Origin of the sequence: Nonomuraea composti (genome assembly GCF_012034275.1) — a bacterium.
GTDB lineage: Bacteria > Actinomycetota > Actinomycetes > Streptosporangiales > Streptosporangiaceae > Nonomuraea > Nonomuraea composti.
Genome location: NZ_JAATEP010000019.1, coordinates 100,663 through 113,197, shown reverse-complemented (window position 1 = coordinate 113,197; position 12,535 = coordinate 100,663). Strand labels below are relative to the sequence as shown.

The 12,535-nt window shown below is 72.4% G+C and carries 16 protein-coding genes; 4 read left to right on the top strand and 12 right to left on the bottom strand.

What is annotated here, in order from left to right; all coding sequences use genetic code 11:
- Positions 1 to 3: 3 nt before the first annotated feature.
- Together HCN51_RS26255 and HCN51_RS63055 are read right to left on the bottom strand one after the other, a co-directional pair.
- Positions 4 to 1,416 (bottom strand): cellulase family glycosylhydrolase, encoded by a 1,413-nt coding sequence (locus tag HCN51_RS26255; protein ID WP_168012562.1) that lies wholly within the window; start codon positions 1,414 to 1,416, stop codon positions 4 to 6.
- Between the two features lie 212 nt (positions 1,417 to 1,628).
- Positions 1,629 to 2,660, bottom strand: coding sequence for a DUF6289 family protein (locus HCN51_RS63055; RefSeq protein WP_428981550.1), 1,032 nt, complete (start codon positions 2,658 to 2,660; stop codon positions 1,629 to 1,631).
- A 32-nt stretch (positions 2,661 to 2,692) separates the two neighbouring features.
- On the opposite strand from HCN51_RS63055, the gene HCN51_RS26240 reads away from it, so the two are divergent.
- Positions 2,693 to 2,938 (top strand): hypothetical protein, encoded by a 246-nt coding sequence (locus tag HCN51_RS26240; RefSeq protein WP_168012560.1) that lies wholly within the window; start codon positions 2,693 to 2,695, stop codon positions 2,936 to 2,938.
- Between the two features lie 48 nt (positions 2,939 to 2,986).
- Here the strand turns inward: HCN51_RS26240 and HCN51_RS26235 are convergent, their stop codons facing one another.
- Positions 2,987 to 3,469, bottom strand: a complete 483-nt coding sequence (locus tag HCN51_RS26235; RefSeq protein WP_168012558.1) for a MarR family transcriptional regulator — start codon at positions 3,467 to 3,469, stop codon at positions 2,987 to 2,989.
- A 90-nt stretch (positions 3,470 to 3,559) separates the two neighbouring features.
- Between HCN51_RS26235 and HCN51_RS26230 the strand changes: the two genes are divergently transcribed.
- Positions 3,560 to 4,372: a class I SAM-dependent methyltransferase gene (locus HCN51_RS26230; RefSeq protein WP_168012556.1), complete on the top strand. Its 813-nt coding sequence runs from the start codon at positions 3,560 to 3,562 to the stop codon at positions 4,370 to 4,372.
- Positions 4,373 to 4,390: 18 nt separating this feature from the next.
- Here the strand turns inward: HCN51_RS26230 and HCN51_RS26225 are convergent, their stop codons facing one another.
- From HCN51_RS26225 to HCN51_RS26200, 6 genes are all read right to left on the bottom strand, one after another.
- Entirely contained in the window at positions 4,391 to 4,897 is a 507-nt protein-coding gene (locus tag HCN51_RS26225; protein ID WP_346433803.1) for a DUF1707 SHOCT-like domain-containing protein, read from the bottom strand.
- Positions 4,894 to 5,697 carry an ABC transporter permease gene (locus HCN51_RS26220; RefSeq protein WP_168012552.1) on the bottom strand — a complete coding sequence of 268 codons (804 nt, stop codon included), beginning with the start codon at positions 5,695 to 5,697 and terminating at the stop codon, positions 4,894 to 4,896. The genes HCN51_RS26225 and HCN51_RS26220 overlap by 4 nt, the downstream gene beginning before the upstream one ends.
- A complete protein-coding gene (locus HCN51_RS26215; RefSeq protein ID WP_168012550.1) occupies positions 5,694 to 6,662 on the bottom strand; it encodes an ATP-binding cassette domain-containing protein in 969 nt (322 codons plus the stop codon). The genes HCN51_RS26220 and HCN51_RS26215 overlap by 4 nt, the downstream gene beginning before the upstream one ends.
- Before the next feature lie 10 nt (positions 6,663 to 6,672).
- On the bottom strand, positions 6,673 to 7,611 hold the full coding sequence (locus HCN51_RS26210) for a DUF4097 family beta strand repeat-containing protein (protein ID WP_168012541.1): 939 nt from the start codon (positions 7,609 to 7,611) through the stop codon (positions 6,673 to 6,675).
- Positions 7,611 to 8,117 (bottom strand): toxin-antitoxin system HicB family antitoxin, encoded by a 507-nt coding sequence (locus HCN51_RS26205; protein ID WP_168012539.1) that lies wholly within the window; start codon positions 8,115 to 8,117, stop codon positions 7,611 to 7,613. Before HCN51_RS26205 ends, HCN51_RS26210 begins: the two co-directional genes overlap by 1 nt.
- Positions 8,118 to 8,305: 188 nt before the next feature.
- On the bottom strand, positions 8,306 to 8,806 hold the full coding sequence (locus HCN51_RS26200; RefSeq protein ID WP_206067820.1) for a MarR family winged helix-turn-helix transcriptional regulator: 501 nt from the start codon (positions 8,804 to 8,806) through the stop codon (positions 8,306 to 8,308).
- Between the two features lie 313 nt (positions 8,807 to 9,119).
- Between HCN51_RS26200 and HCN51_RS26195 the strand changes: the two genes are divergently transcribed.
- The gene (locus HCN51_RS26195; RefSeq protein ID WP_168012537.1) at positions 9,120 to 9,560 is read left to right on the top strand and encodes a DUF3040 domain-containing protein; all 441 of its coding nucleotides are present in this window, start codon (positions 9,120 to 9,122) and stop codon (positions 9,558 to 9,560) included.
- A 30-nt stretch (positions 9,561 to 9,590) separates the two neighbouring features.
- On the opposite strand, the gene HCN51_RS26190 is transcribed toward HCN51_RS26195, so the two are convergent.
- The 3 genes from HCN51_RS26190 to HCN51_RS26180 all read right to left on the bottom strand — a co-directional run bounded on the left by HCN51_RS26190 (position 9,591) and on the right by HCN51_RS26180 (position 11,531).
- Positions 9,591 to 10,520: a cytochrome c biogenesis CcdA family protein gene (locus HCN51_RS26190; protein WP_240973257.1), complete on the bottom strand. Its 930-nt coding sequence runs from the start codon at positions 10,518 to 10,520 to the stop codon at positions 9,591 to 9,593.
- On the bottom strand, positions 10,517 to 11,047 hold the full coding sequence (locus HCN51_RS26185; RefSeq protein WP_168012535.1) for a TlpA family protein disulfide reductase: 531 nt from the start codon (positions 11,045 to 11,047) through the stop codon (positions 10,517 to 10,519). Before HCN51_RS26185 ends, HCN51_RS26190 begins: the two co-directional genes overlap by 4 nt.
- Positions 11,048 to 11,126: 79 nt before the next feature.
- A complete protein-coding gene (locus HCN51_RS26180; RefSeq protein WP_168012533.1) occupies positions 11,127 to 11,531 on the bottom strand; it encodes an STAS domain-containing protein in 405 nt (134 codons plus the stop codon).
- 539 nt (positions 11,532 to 12,070) lie between these two features.
- On the opposite strand from HCN51_RS26180, the gene HCN51_RS26175 reads away from it, so the two are divergent.
- Entirely contained in the window at positions 12,071 to 12,523 is a 453-nt protein-coding gene (locus HCN51_RS26175; protein WP_168012531.1) for an ATP-binding protein, read from the top strand.
- Positions 12,524 to 12,535 lie beyond the last annotated feature (12 nt).

Below are 12,535 nucleotides of genomic sequence, written 5' to 3'. Positions count from 1 at the left end.
CTCCTAGAAGTCGTCGGCGGTGCGGATCCGGTCGCGGACCCACACGCCGGCCTCCTTGAGGTTGGCCGTCCCGGCGAACGAGCCGTTCGGGCAGGTCCCGGTCTTGAAGACGGCGCCCGTGCGGAAGTCGTCGGAGAAGTTCCAGTTCACCCAGCTGATCTTCTTCTGCGCCATCAGGTCGAGATACTGCTGCGACCTCGTGAAGTTGTTCGCCCCGTCGCCGGACGCGCTCTGCGTGCCGAACTCGGTCACGAAGATCGGCAGCCGGTCGGCGGCCCTGGACAGCGTGTTCAGGTATTCGGTGCCGTGCGAGCCCGCGTAGAAGTGGAACGTGTACATGATGTTGGCGGCGTTGACCGGGTTGTTCACGATCTCGCTCTCGTCGCCGCCGCCCGACACGCCGAGCGACGACCAGGCGCGGGTGCCGACCAGGACGGGCGCGTCCGGGTCGTACTGGCGGATCACCGGGATGAGCTGGTGGGCGTAGTCGCGGATGCGGGACCAGGTGACGGCGTCGCCGTTCGGCTCGTTCGCGATCTCGTACAGGACGTTCTTCTTGCCGTTGTGCCGCTGGGCGATCTCGGTGAAGAACGTCTTGGCGCGGTCGAGGTTGTCCATGGGGTCGCCCGGGGTGAGCATGTGCCAGTCCACGATCGCGTACATGCCGCGGGCGGTGGCCATCTCGATCAGCGAGTGCACCCGGTCGGTGAACAGCCGCGGGTTCGTCTCGTAGCCGTCCTCCTGGATGTACATCGAGATGCGCAGGACGTCGGCCTTCCAGTCGTTCGCCAGCGCGTCGAGCGAGGCGGTGTTGAGGCACTGGTAGTACCACTGGATGCCGTGGCTGCTCATGCCGCGCAGCTGGATCTGCTTGCCGTTCTCGTTGCACAGCTTGAGACCGCAGACGCGCAGCTGCCCGTTGGCCTGCACCGGCGTGCCGCCGCCGCTGCCTGTCGGAGCGCCGTAGACCTCCAGCTCCCACAGCGAGTAGCCGTAGGGGGTGCCGCGCTGTGTGCCGTGGACGCGCACGTACCGGCCGCTGCCGCTGATCGTCAGGTCGTCGACGCCGCCGTCGCCCGTGGTGGTGGAGTAGACGTCGGTCCAGGCGGAGCCGTCGGGGGAGGTCTGCACCCGGTACGCGGTCGCGTAGGCGGCCTCCCAGGTCAGCCGCACCCGCGACAGGGTGTGGGCGGAGCCGAGGTCCACCCGGATCCACTGCGGGTCCACGCCTTCGGCGCTGGCCCACCGCGTGGCCGTGCTGCCGTCCACCGCCTTGCCCGGCTCCAGGCCGGCGGCCTCGACGGAGGAGGCGGTCACGGCCTTGCCCTGCGACACCAAGGGGTCCGCGGCGGCGGCCGCGCCGGCCGGCGGCAGCGCCAGCGCCAGCGCGGCCACGATCGTCAGGATGCTCGCCAAAGAACTTCGCCTCACGAACGACTCCGATTCTCCCGGGGATGGCCGTTAGGAAACTTTCTTAACTTGCGGCGCAGCATAAGTTGACAGCGCGCATTACACAAGGCCCAAAGAGGGAGAAAGAGTCCGTCCGCCGGGAGCTTCACGGGCGCCGGTCGGCGGCGGGGGTCAAGCCTCCACCGCCCCGGCCGGCGCCCCGAGCGTTCGTGTCAGGGTCAGCAGGGGCTCTCGTAGAACTCGATGTAGCCGCTGCGGACGCCCCACATGTCCACCTCGCCGACGCAGTCCTCGTACTTCTCGCCGACGACGGTCGTGTGGGTGGAGTCGCTGTAGAAGACGGTGACGCACGTGTAGTTGTACTTGCAGGCCCGCGCCTGTGCGGGGCCCGTGGCGACGGTGGTGACAGCGGCCAGGGCGAGGACGGTGGCGAACAGGAGGCGGCGGATCATCAGGGGTTCCTCCGGGGGGTCGGGAGCTCTGCCTCGATGGTCGGCCGCCGTCGCCGATCGATCAAGAGGCGACGCCGCTCCGCCCGGCCGGCTCGCGCGGCCGCCCGGGATCATCTCGTTGACGAACACCCGCGTGCCCACGCAGGCGATCTCGTCGAGGTGGGCGCGTTCCTCGGGCGGCAGGGAGGTGTCGACGGTGCCGGTCATCAGGTTGCGCTGCAGGCTGGCGGTGCTGGTCCAGCCGTCGTCGATGAGGTCCTGCTCGGCGTGGCCGCCGGTGACGACGGTGAGGAAGGTGTCCATCCGCTCCCGCTGCCAGCCCGGCTTGAGCGAGGCGGCCCAGTCCGGGTCGGTGGGGCGGTTGTCGCGGACGTCGACCGTCGAGGGGGTGCGATGGAAGACGTACAGGTGCCGGGCGTCGCGGCCCAGGTGCGGGATGACCTGGATGCCGGTGGCGCCGGTGCCGACGATCCCGACGCGCTTGCCGGCGAGCTTGTGCAGGCCGCCGTCGGCCGAGCCGCCGGTGTAGCCGATCGCGACGGCGTGGCGGCGGATCTCCTCGCCCGGCGCGTACCGCATCGTGGGCAGGTAGCCGACCTCTTCGAACAGCGGCAGGTAGATCGACGACTCGAAGTCGCAGTGGATGCCCGGGTAGCGGTTCCAGTACCAGGTGCCGCCGAAGTCGCCGGCCTCGTCCAGCGTCCGGATGCCCTCCACGCCGGCCGCGCGCAGCTCGTCCGGGTCGAAGCCCAGCTCCGCGGCCGTGAGACGCGCGGGCGGCGTCGAGGAGTGCCCCATGGATGCCCTTCCGGTTCGGGAGCCGCTGAGTCATGGCCGCGCCCGGGGAGCGGCGCGGCGGGTCATCGGCGCGGGACCGACCGGACGGGGCGGCGAACAGCTCGGCGGCCGTCTCCGACCACGCCGCCCTGGCCGTGTCGGGGTCGGCGGGCAGCGTGTGCTCGCGGCGGGCGCAGGTGTGGACCAGCAGCGTGCGCGCCATGTCGTCGCGCCGGCACCGCAGCTCCGGCGGCAGCGCGGGCAGGCAGCGCTGCCGCTGCGCACTCCCGGGCACCTGACCAAGCCGCTGCTCGCCCACCTGCCCTGACCCGGGGTGCCCGCCCGCTTCAGCGCGCTTCGCGCCCGGCCGCCTGGAGGCGTGACCACTTCGCCATCGACTGCCTGATCTCCTCGCGCATGAACGCGAAGAACCGCCGGGTCTCCTCCAGCCGCTGCCCGGCCGGGGTGTCAGGGCCCAGGATCGCGGTGCCCTCGCCGGCGCCGTCCTGCACCCGGACCAGCATCGGGTCGGACTGGCTGATGAAGTGGCTCCAGGTGTGCTCGTGGATGCGGCAGTAGTCGTGCCGGGTGCCGGGCTCGCGGCCGCGCTCGACCAGCCGGACCTGCACGAGGTACTTGACCGCGCCCGAGATCGCCGACGCGCCCACTTCGAGCTGCTCGGCCAGCTCGGCGGCCGACAGCTGGCCGGAGTCGGTGACCAGCAGCGCGGCGTACACGCGCGCGGCCATCCGGGGCATCCCGGCCTCCACCATGATCTGCGCGAACCGCTCCCGGTATCCCGCGATGGCGCCCTCGTCCGCTCGCGTCACCGCGGACTCCCTCCTCGTCGTCGTGGAGCCTGCAGTTTATCTCATTCAAGAACTTCACGAATTTCGTGAAATGAGAGTAGTGTCGGAGGGGTGGACACCGAACTCGTCGGAGCGCAGAAGACGCTCAGCCCCGTCCTCAGGGCCAAGGCCCTGGACAACCGGCTGCCGGACCCCATCCTCGGCGACACCTACGCCGAGCAGGTGATGCGCCGCCTCGACCCCGGCTACGACACGCGCAGATTCGGCACCAGCCAGCTCGGCCTGGCCGCCGTGGTCCGCAGCAAGGCCCACGACGACTGGGCCCGCGAGTTCCTGGCCGAGCACCCTGACGCCGTGGTGCTGCACCTGGGCTGCGGCCTCGACGCCCGCGTGCACCGGCTCGACCCGCCCGCCACCGTCGACTGGTACGACCTCGACTACCCCGCCGTCATCGAGCTGCGGCGGCGCTTCCTGCCCCCGCGCGACCACTACACCATGATCGGCTCCAGCGTCACCGACCTGGCCTGGCTGGAGCGCGTCCCCCGCGACCGGCCGGCGCTGATGATCGCCGAAGGGCTGGTGCCGTACCTGACCGAGCCGGATGTCCGGCGCCTGCTGACCAGCGTCTCCGACGCCTTCCCCAGCGGCCAGATCCAGCTCGACACGGTGCCGGTCTGGGCGTGGCGCGTCTCGAAGTGGGACCCCACCCTGCGCAGGTACGGCACCCGCTTCCACTGCGGCTTCGACGACCCGGCCGCGCTGGCCGCGTGGCACCCGCGGCTGCGCTACGTCGGCGAGGCCCCCATGTTCGACTCGCCGCTCCTCATGGCCAAGGCGCCGGCGGGCACCCGCCGCATGTACCGGCTCCTGAACCTGCTGCCGGGCATGAAACGCTCGTCCCGCATCGTCCGCTTCCGGTTCTAAGCGTTCTGAGTATTCTGATCATCGTCTGGTGCGGATGACCAGCCGGCCGTAGGGCAGCTCGCCGGTGACCCGCACGTGCAGCCCGCCGTGCCGGGGGTTGCCCGCCGCCCGGCAGATCACGCGCCCCCACTCGCTGCGCACCCCGTCGGCGTTCGCGGTCGCCCCCGCAGGGAGGATGATCAGAGCCCGGCCGTACGCGAGCCGCAGCTCGATGTCGACCTGCCCGTACGGGACGTGCGCCCGGGACAGGTCGAGCCGCACGCTGCCGTACTCGGACTCGATGCGCAGCCGCTGCGGCACCTGCCAGTCGCCCGTCCGCGTGACCCGCCCGCCGACCGTCTCCAGCCGGACCGGCTCGTCGCCGGGCAGGTCGGCGACGACCGGCGCCAGGTCGCCGGGAGAAACGGCGGTGAGCGCCCGTTCGAGCCGCACCTCCAGCTCCGCCTGGTCGAGCCGGCCCACCGCGTACGCCTGCTGGACCAGCGTCACCGCCCGATCGCGGTCGAGGTCGGAGACCCGGCTCACCGGCTGACCGCTCTCTTGTAGAGCCGCGTGGCCAGCGGCGCGAACACGGCCAGGAGCACGACCGGCCACAGCAGCGACACCGGCACCGCGTGCCGCAGCGGCCAGGCGTCCGGCGCCGGCATGGCCGCGCTCGTGTTGCCGAACAGCTCGCGGGCCGCCTGCACGAGCGTGGAGACCGGGTTCCACTCCGCGATCACCCGCAGCGGGCCGGGCAGGCGCGCGCTGTCCACGAACGCGTTCGACAGGAAGATCACCGGGAACGACAGGAGCGTCGCCACGTTGTTGAACACCTCCGGCGTGCGCAGGGCCAGCGCGACCGTCGCCGTCACCCACGAGAAGGCGTACGCGAACAGCAGCAGCATCAGGAACCCGAGCGCGGCCTCCGCCGGCGAGCTGTGCACCCGCCAGCCCACCAGCAGCCCGACGACCGCCATGGTCGCGATGCTGGTCACGTTCATGATCAGGTCGGCGGCGGTCTGGCCGGTCAGCACGGCCGAAGGGGACATCGGCAGCGTGCGGAAGCGGTCGAAGATGCCCTTCCGCAGGTCCAGCGTCAGGGTGTAGCCGGTGATCTGCGCGCTGGTGACGATCGCCATGACGAAGATCCCGGGCAGCAGGTACTCGCCGTACGACAGGCCGGGCAGCTCGATCATGCTGCCGAAGACGTACGTGAACAGCAGCACGAACACGACCGGCAGCATGACCACGCCGCCCAGCAGGTCGGGGGCGCGCCGGATCTTCAACGCGTTGCGCTTGGTGATCGTCATGCCGTCGGCGACGGCGATCCGCAGGCCGTTCATCGGGCGCTCTCCTTCACCTTCTCGCCGGCCGCCTCGTGCCCCGTGAGGGTCAGGAAGACGTCGTCCAGGGTCGGCCGGCGCAGGCCGGCGTCGCGTACCGTGATCCGCTCGGCGGCCAGGTGCCCGAGCGCGCTGGTCAGCGCGCCCGCGCCGCCGGCGACCGGGATCGTCAGCCGCAGCGCGGCGGCGTCCACGTGCGGGTCGCCGGCCGCCAGCGGCGCCAGCGTGCGCGCGGCGGCGCGCAGGTCCGCCTCGCTCGTCACCGACAGCTCGACGCGGTCGCCGCCGACCTGGTCCTTGAGCTGGTCGGCGGTGCCGAGCGCGATCACCCGGCCGTGGTCCACCACGGCGATGCGGTGGGCGAGCCGGTCGGCCTCCTCCATGTACTGGGTGGTGAGCAGGACCGTGGTGCCGCCGCGGACCAGCTCGCCGATGACCTCCCACAGGCTCGCCCTGGCCCGCGGGTCCAGGCCCGTCGTCGGCTCGTCGAGGAACAGCACCGGAGGGTCGGCGACCAGCGCGCCCGCCAGGTCGAGCCGCCGCCGCATGCCGCCCGACCAGCCCTGCACCGGGCGGTCGGCGGCGCCGGTGAGGTCGAAGCGCTCCAGCAGCTCGCGGGCGCGCTGCCGGGCCCGCCTGGCGCCCAGGTGGTAGAGGCGGCCGACCATCTCCAGGTTCTCGGCGCCGGTCAGGTGGTCGTCGACGGCGGCGTACTGGCCGGACGCGCCGATACGGGCCCGCAGCCGGGCGGCGTCGCGAACGACGTCGAGCCCGGCCACCTCGGCGCGCCCGGCGTCCGGCTTCAGTAACGTCGTCAGGATCCGCACGGTGGTGGTCTTGCCGGCGCCGTTCGGGCCGAGCAGCCCGAACACGGTGCCCTCGGGCACGGCCAGGTCCATCCCGTCGAGGGCGGCGACGTCGCCGTACCTCTTCACCAGGCCCTCGGCCACGATCACGTCGGTCACGGTCTCCTCCTCAGGAGCGGTGGACGGCGATGTCGCCGTAGTGGGTGTGGGCGCGCACCTCGACGACCGGGTCCGCCTCGCCGGGGACGTCGCTCGGGTCGAGGGAGACGTCGACGGTGCCGTACTTGGAGCTGACGTCCAGCCAGGCGGCGGTGCCCCGCCGGATGCCCAGGTCGAGGCCGCCGCCGGTGGTCTCCATGACGATCGCGCCGCCGGCCGCCTCGCCGATGCGCACGTCGGCGTACGCGGTCTTGGCGGTGACGCCGGCCAGCGCCCGGTCGATGGTGATGTCGCCGTGGGCGCTGTTGAGCCGCAGCTCCCCGGTCACCTCCCGGACGTGCACGTGGCCGTGCGCGCTGCTGACCGCGGCGGCGCCCTCGATCAGCCCGACGTCGATGCCGCCGTGCGTCGCGGTGATGTCGGCCGGCCCATGGGCGCGGGTCACGCTGACCTCGCCGTAGGTGCTCTTCAGCCGGAGCCGCCCGGCCTGCTCGACCTGGAGGTCGCCGTAGGAGGTGGACATTGACACCTCGCCGAGCGGCCCCCGGCACACGACGCTCCCCGCCGTCTTGACGTCGAGCCGGGAGCCGGCCGGCAGCTCGACCGTCACCTCGATCGAGCCGGGCCCGAGCAGCAGCGAGCGCGCCCAGTCCGCGGGCGACTCGACGAGCTTGCCCAGCGACAGCCCCCAGTCGGCGCCCGGGCCGGAGTACTCCCTCTCGGTGCGCACCACGAGCCTGCCGTCGTGGAACTCGACCCGGGTGTGCCGGGCCGCCTCCACGTCGGCGTCGTTGTGGCGGTCACTCGGACGCACCTCGACGACCGTGTCGGTGCGGTCGCTCGCGTCGATCCGGATGGTGGCGGTCGCCGTGTCGAGCACGGCGGTGATGGGCTCAGAGGTGTCGAAGGTCGGCATACCGATCCCCCCGTCGTGGGTTGTCGTGGTCATCAGCGCACCCAGCCGCTGTAGCGGTTGCCCGACTGCCGCGCGGGCCGCCGCCCGGAACGCTCGTTCGCGGCGCCGGGATCGAGCGCGGCGGCGACGGCCCGGACCAGCCAGGCGTTGACCGACAGCCCGTCCCGCGCCGCCGCCTCCTCGATGCGGGGCTTGAGCTGCTCCGGAACGCGCAGCGAGATCCGGGCCGTGCCCCCCTCCTCCGCCTCGGGAGGCGGCGGCGCCGGCCTCTCCTCGTGCGGAGGCGGCGGCGCGGCCGGCGGTGGCGTCACCACGAAATCGGGATCGCGGCCCCGCAGGCGCACCTCGACCGATCCGGGCGTCAGGTCGTGCGTGATCTCGTCCGCGGCGGCGGACAGGGCTTCGAGCAGCGCGAGCCGGGTGGCCGAATCGAGCGTCGCGGCCAGCCGCTCGGCCAGGGCCCGGGCTTCCTCACCGCCGGCTCCGGCCGCGATCGCCAGCTCGCGACGGAGACGATCCACATACGGCGCAAGGTCCATGACGCCATAGTGACGCCATGGTGACGCCACCGCAAGCCGTCTTGGCGTCAAACGGCGGCGCGAGACTGCTTCAGCCCCTCACCTCCGGCCACCCGGATGGTTGCTCGCCGACGGAACCCCGGAACAGCGCGCCGGAAAGGTGGCCCGCCGGTTGACCTGTGGTGCCGTGACCGGCTCAGGGGTCAGGCTCAGCGGTCGGGCCAGCCGAGGGGATAGCGCAGGTTCGCCGGTGGCTCGCCGCCCGCCTTGTTGAACGCGGTCATCGCCGCGATCAGCGCCTGCGACTCCAGCGGCGTCATCCGGGAGACGATGGCGGCGATCTCCTCGCTGCGGCGCGTCATGACGTCGTCCACCAGGCGCCGGCCCTCCAGGGTGAGGCGCATGAGCGTCTCGCGGCGGTTGTGCGGGTTGGTCTCGCGCACGATCAGCCCGGCCGTCGCCAGCCGGTCGGCCATGCGCGACGCCGTGGAGCTGTTCACGGCCAGCGCGTCGGCCATGGTGACCAGGTTCGTCTCACCTTGTACGGACAGCACGACCAGCATGCGGAACTGGGGGAGCGTCACCCGGTCCTGTACGGCGGCCAGGGAGCGGGCCGCGATGGAGACCAGCAGCCGCGACCCCGTGAGGACAGCCGAGATGACGGCTCGGAGATCCTCGGTGTCCATCCGGCCGGGGGAACGGTCTTTCATTCGACCAGTTCTACACGGTTCGGGTATCGGGCAGGGGAGCCCGCTGGACGGCGCCCTCAGCCATGGGGCATCGGGCCCGGGATGTTCATGGCCCTGTGCAAGATTTGCAGTGTGCATGGTGGTGCGGGCGGAAGGGCCGGCGATCCGCATCACAGCTTTGTTGCAGTGTGCATGCGTTTCTTGGCCCGCCGGTCCGATCTGGGTGGAATGGACGCCTGCCGAGCTGCGACGACCGTGGGGACGGGCGAGCCGGGGGCCGCAGCGGGTGGCCGCGCCGGGGTGGGTGAGCAGCGGGCGAGAGGGAGGCTGGGACGTGGGGCTTTCGCGGGCGGAGCGCCGGGCGCTGGCGGAGCTGGAACGCCGCCTGATCCGGGAGGAGCCCGAGCTCGACGCCATCCTCTCCGGAGCACCGCACGACGAGGACGCCATACTCCCCGGCTCGCCGCACGATGAGGACGTCATGCTCTCCGGCTCGCCGCACGATGAGGACGTCATGCTCTCCGGCTCGCCGCACGATGAGGACGTCATGCTCTCCGGCTCGCCGCACGATGAGGACTTCGTGCCGTCCGGAGAGACGGAGCCGCTTCCCGTCACGGCCGGGGGCCGGTCGCTGCTGCACGTCTGGTGCATGCTGGTGATGCTGACCTGCGCCGTGCTCATGATCGGCATCGTGCTGCTGATCGCGGGGGAGCGGAGCTGCACAGGTCTGCGGTCCACTTCCTGCCAGAGCCCCGCCGGCACGCAGGCGGGGTGAACACCGGGCCGATGACCCACGAGAGCCGCCTCAGGATTCGCCGGCGGGCGTGCGCGGCTCGCGGGGGCGGCGGAACGCGCGGCGCGTACCGACCGCCAGGAGCAGCACCGCGGCGAGCGCGACGGCGATCCCGGCCGGGCCGAGCAGCTCCAGCCAGCCGGTGAGCACGCCCTGCAGCCTGGTCGCCGCGCCGATGACCGGGTCGTCGGCGGCGGCTCCGGCGAAGACGCGCAGCTCGTACCAGCCGTAATAGGCGACGTAGAGGCCGGCGAGGACGAGCAGCACACCGCTGACGCGCGGCACGTACGGCATCACGCGGCGCATCCGCAGCACGGCGGCGCCGCGCGCGAGCGCGACCGCCAGCGAGAGCAGGGTGATCACCATGCCCATGCCCAGCGCGTACGCGACGAAGACCGCCAGGCCGCCCAGGAGGCCGCCGCTGGTCAGGGAGGCGGAGGTGATGGCGAGGAACGGGCCGACGGTGCACGACAGCGACGCGACCGCGTACGACAGGCCGTAGCCGTACCCGGACAGGGTGCCCGTGCGCAGGGCGGGCACGCGCAGCAGCACCTCGCGGCCGGCCAGCAGCCGGCCGCCCAGCACCAGCAACGCCACGCCGATGACGATCGTCACCCACGGCAGGTAACGCCCCAGTGACAGCGCCAGCGGCGTGACGACCAGGCCGAACAGGCCGAAGACGGTGACGAAGCCCGCGGTCATCGCGGCCGAGAAGGCCAGCGACCGCGGCACGCCGCCGCGGTCGCCGGCCAGGAGCATGCTCAGGTAGGCGGGCAGCAGGGCGAACCCGCACGGGTTGAACGCGGCCACGCTCCCCGCCGTCACGGCCAGCGCGAGCGGCAGGTCGTCCAGCGGGAGGGCGTTCACCGGCAGGGCGCTTACGGGCAGGGCGCTTGCGGGCAGGGCGCTTGCGGGCAGGGCGTTCATCGCCGGGTCGGTCATCCCGTGCGCAGCTTCTCGACGTGTGCGGTCAGTTCCTCGCCGTCCAGGGGGCCGGTGGCCTTGGTGGTGGTGCCGTCCGGTCTCATGAACAGGAACGTGGACTGCGAGGCGACACCGAACGCGGCCCACACCGCGCCCTTCTCGTCGGACAGGTGGGTGATGCCCCCGGTGCCGGTCTGCTGGACGAACTCCTTCATCGCCGCCTCACTGTCGAGGCTCGCCACCCCGACGAAGGTCACGTCGCGGTAGGCCGCGGCGGCCGCCTTGACGTGCGGAGCCTCGGACCGGCACTTGGGGCACCACGGCGCCCAGAACCACCACACCACCGGCCTGCCCTTCAGGGTCTCGCTGGTGAACTCCTGGCCGTCCAGGGTCTTGGCGGTGAACCGCGACGCCGACGGAACGGCCGACGCCGGCGCCTGGCCGCCCGCCGTGGTGGCGGACGGTCGCGCCGGCGCGGTGCCGCAGGCGGTCAGGAGCACGGCCGAAGCGGCGACGGCGGCTGTCACTCGGGCTGTGAGAAGCATGGAGTGAGCCTAAAGATCGGAGGCGGGGACAATTCTTACGCGATGATGACGGCTTCGCCGCGCTGCGGGCGCCCCGCGCTCACCGGGCCGGGTCGTGCGGGGTGATCGGCCGGCCGCCGTACAGGTCGAGGCAGGGCGGGTCGTCACCGTTGAGCGGCACGTACAGGTTCCTGTCCTGGCCGAGCCGCCAGCCCAGCAGGTGCAGCAGCCTGCTCGCCGGCCGCGTCAGCGGGTCGGCGATCAGCCTGCGCGGCGTGGGCAGCTCGGCGGCGGTACGGGCGATCAGCCGCACCGCGGCGACGTCGATGAAGGTCACCCCGCCGAGGTCGAGATGGATGTCGCCGGTGCCGCTCCGCACCGCCCACGCCAGGGCGCGGGCCAGCAGGGGCGCGGCGTCGCGGTCCAGCTCACCACTGATGCTCAGGCCGTGCGGGTCCACGACGGGGCGGATGGAGACATGGCCGGCGCCGGTCTCGGCCGTCATCGGTCCTCCCACGTGCTCGGGAACAATCGGTCAGCGCTCACGACCCGTGCCGGGTACGGGCCGGAGGAGGCCGCTGCGGCGCCGCGCGGCACTGCGGTGCGAAGACGCGCCGGGGCGGGGGACGCCCGGGCCGGTGAAACGGCGTCGATGTACGCCGAGGTGGGTCGATGTGCCTCGATGTGCCTCGATGTCCATCGAGGCACAAAGCCGACGAACAATGTGGCCGCCGTTTCCGCCTTCCTGCCCGGCGCCGACGACCCACCCATCCCAGGTCGGTCCGATGCGCCCGGCGCAACTCGCTGACGAGGGTCAGCCACTCTTGCTGCCCGCTCCGGCGGGATCTATGCCACCGCCCCGCTTTCGCGCGCGGCCGCTGCCTGTCCTGCCTGCGGTTTCTCAGAGGTGGAGCCGCCCCGGACCGCGGCCGGCGCACGGGGCTCGCCCGGCTGTGCCGTTTAACGATCGCCCAGCCGGAAAGCCGGTCAGAGGAAGCCCGCGCCCCCAACCTTCTGTCCCCGACCCGCGCGGGCACGGTCATCATGAGTGCGGAGTTCGAGCTGCGCTGCCCCATCAGCCCCGACCTGGGCTACATCCGCGACCTGGTAGAGCTGCACGGCCGCCACCACGGGCTGGCGGGCGAGCGGCTCGAGGACCTGGTCGTGGCGGTCAACGAAGCGGTCACCAACGTGCTCGACCACGGCGGCAGGGCGGGCGTGGTCACCGCCCGCGCCCACGAGCACGGCATCACCGTGGAGATCTCCGACGTCGGCGGCCGGCTGACGCCCGAGCACCTGAAGGCGGCGCACGTCGATCCGACCGGCAGCCGCGGGTTCGGGCTGTGGATCATCCAGCACCTGTGCGACCAGGTCACCCTGGAGCAGACCGACCTGGGATCGGTGCTGGGCCTGCACTTCCACAGCACCCCGGCCCCGGCCGACCGGCAGCGCCGCCGCGCCGCCCGCGAACCGGAGTCGCGGCACGCCACGCCCTGACCGCCGCCGCCG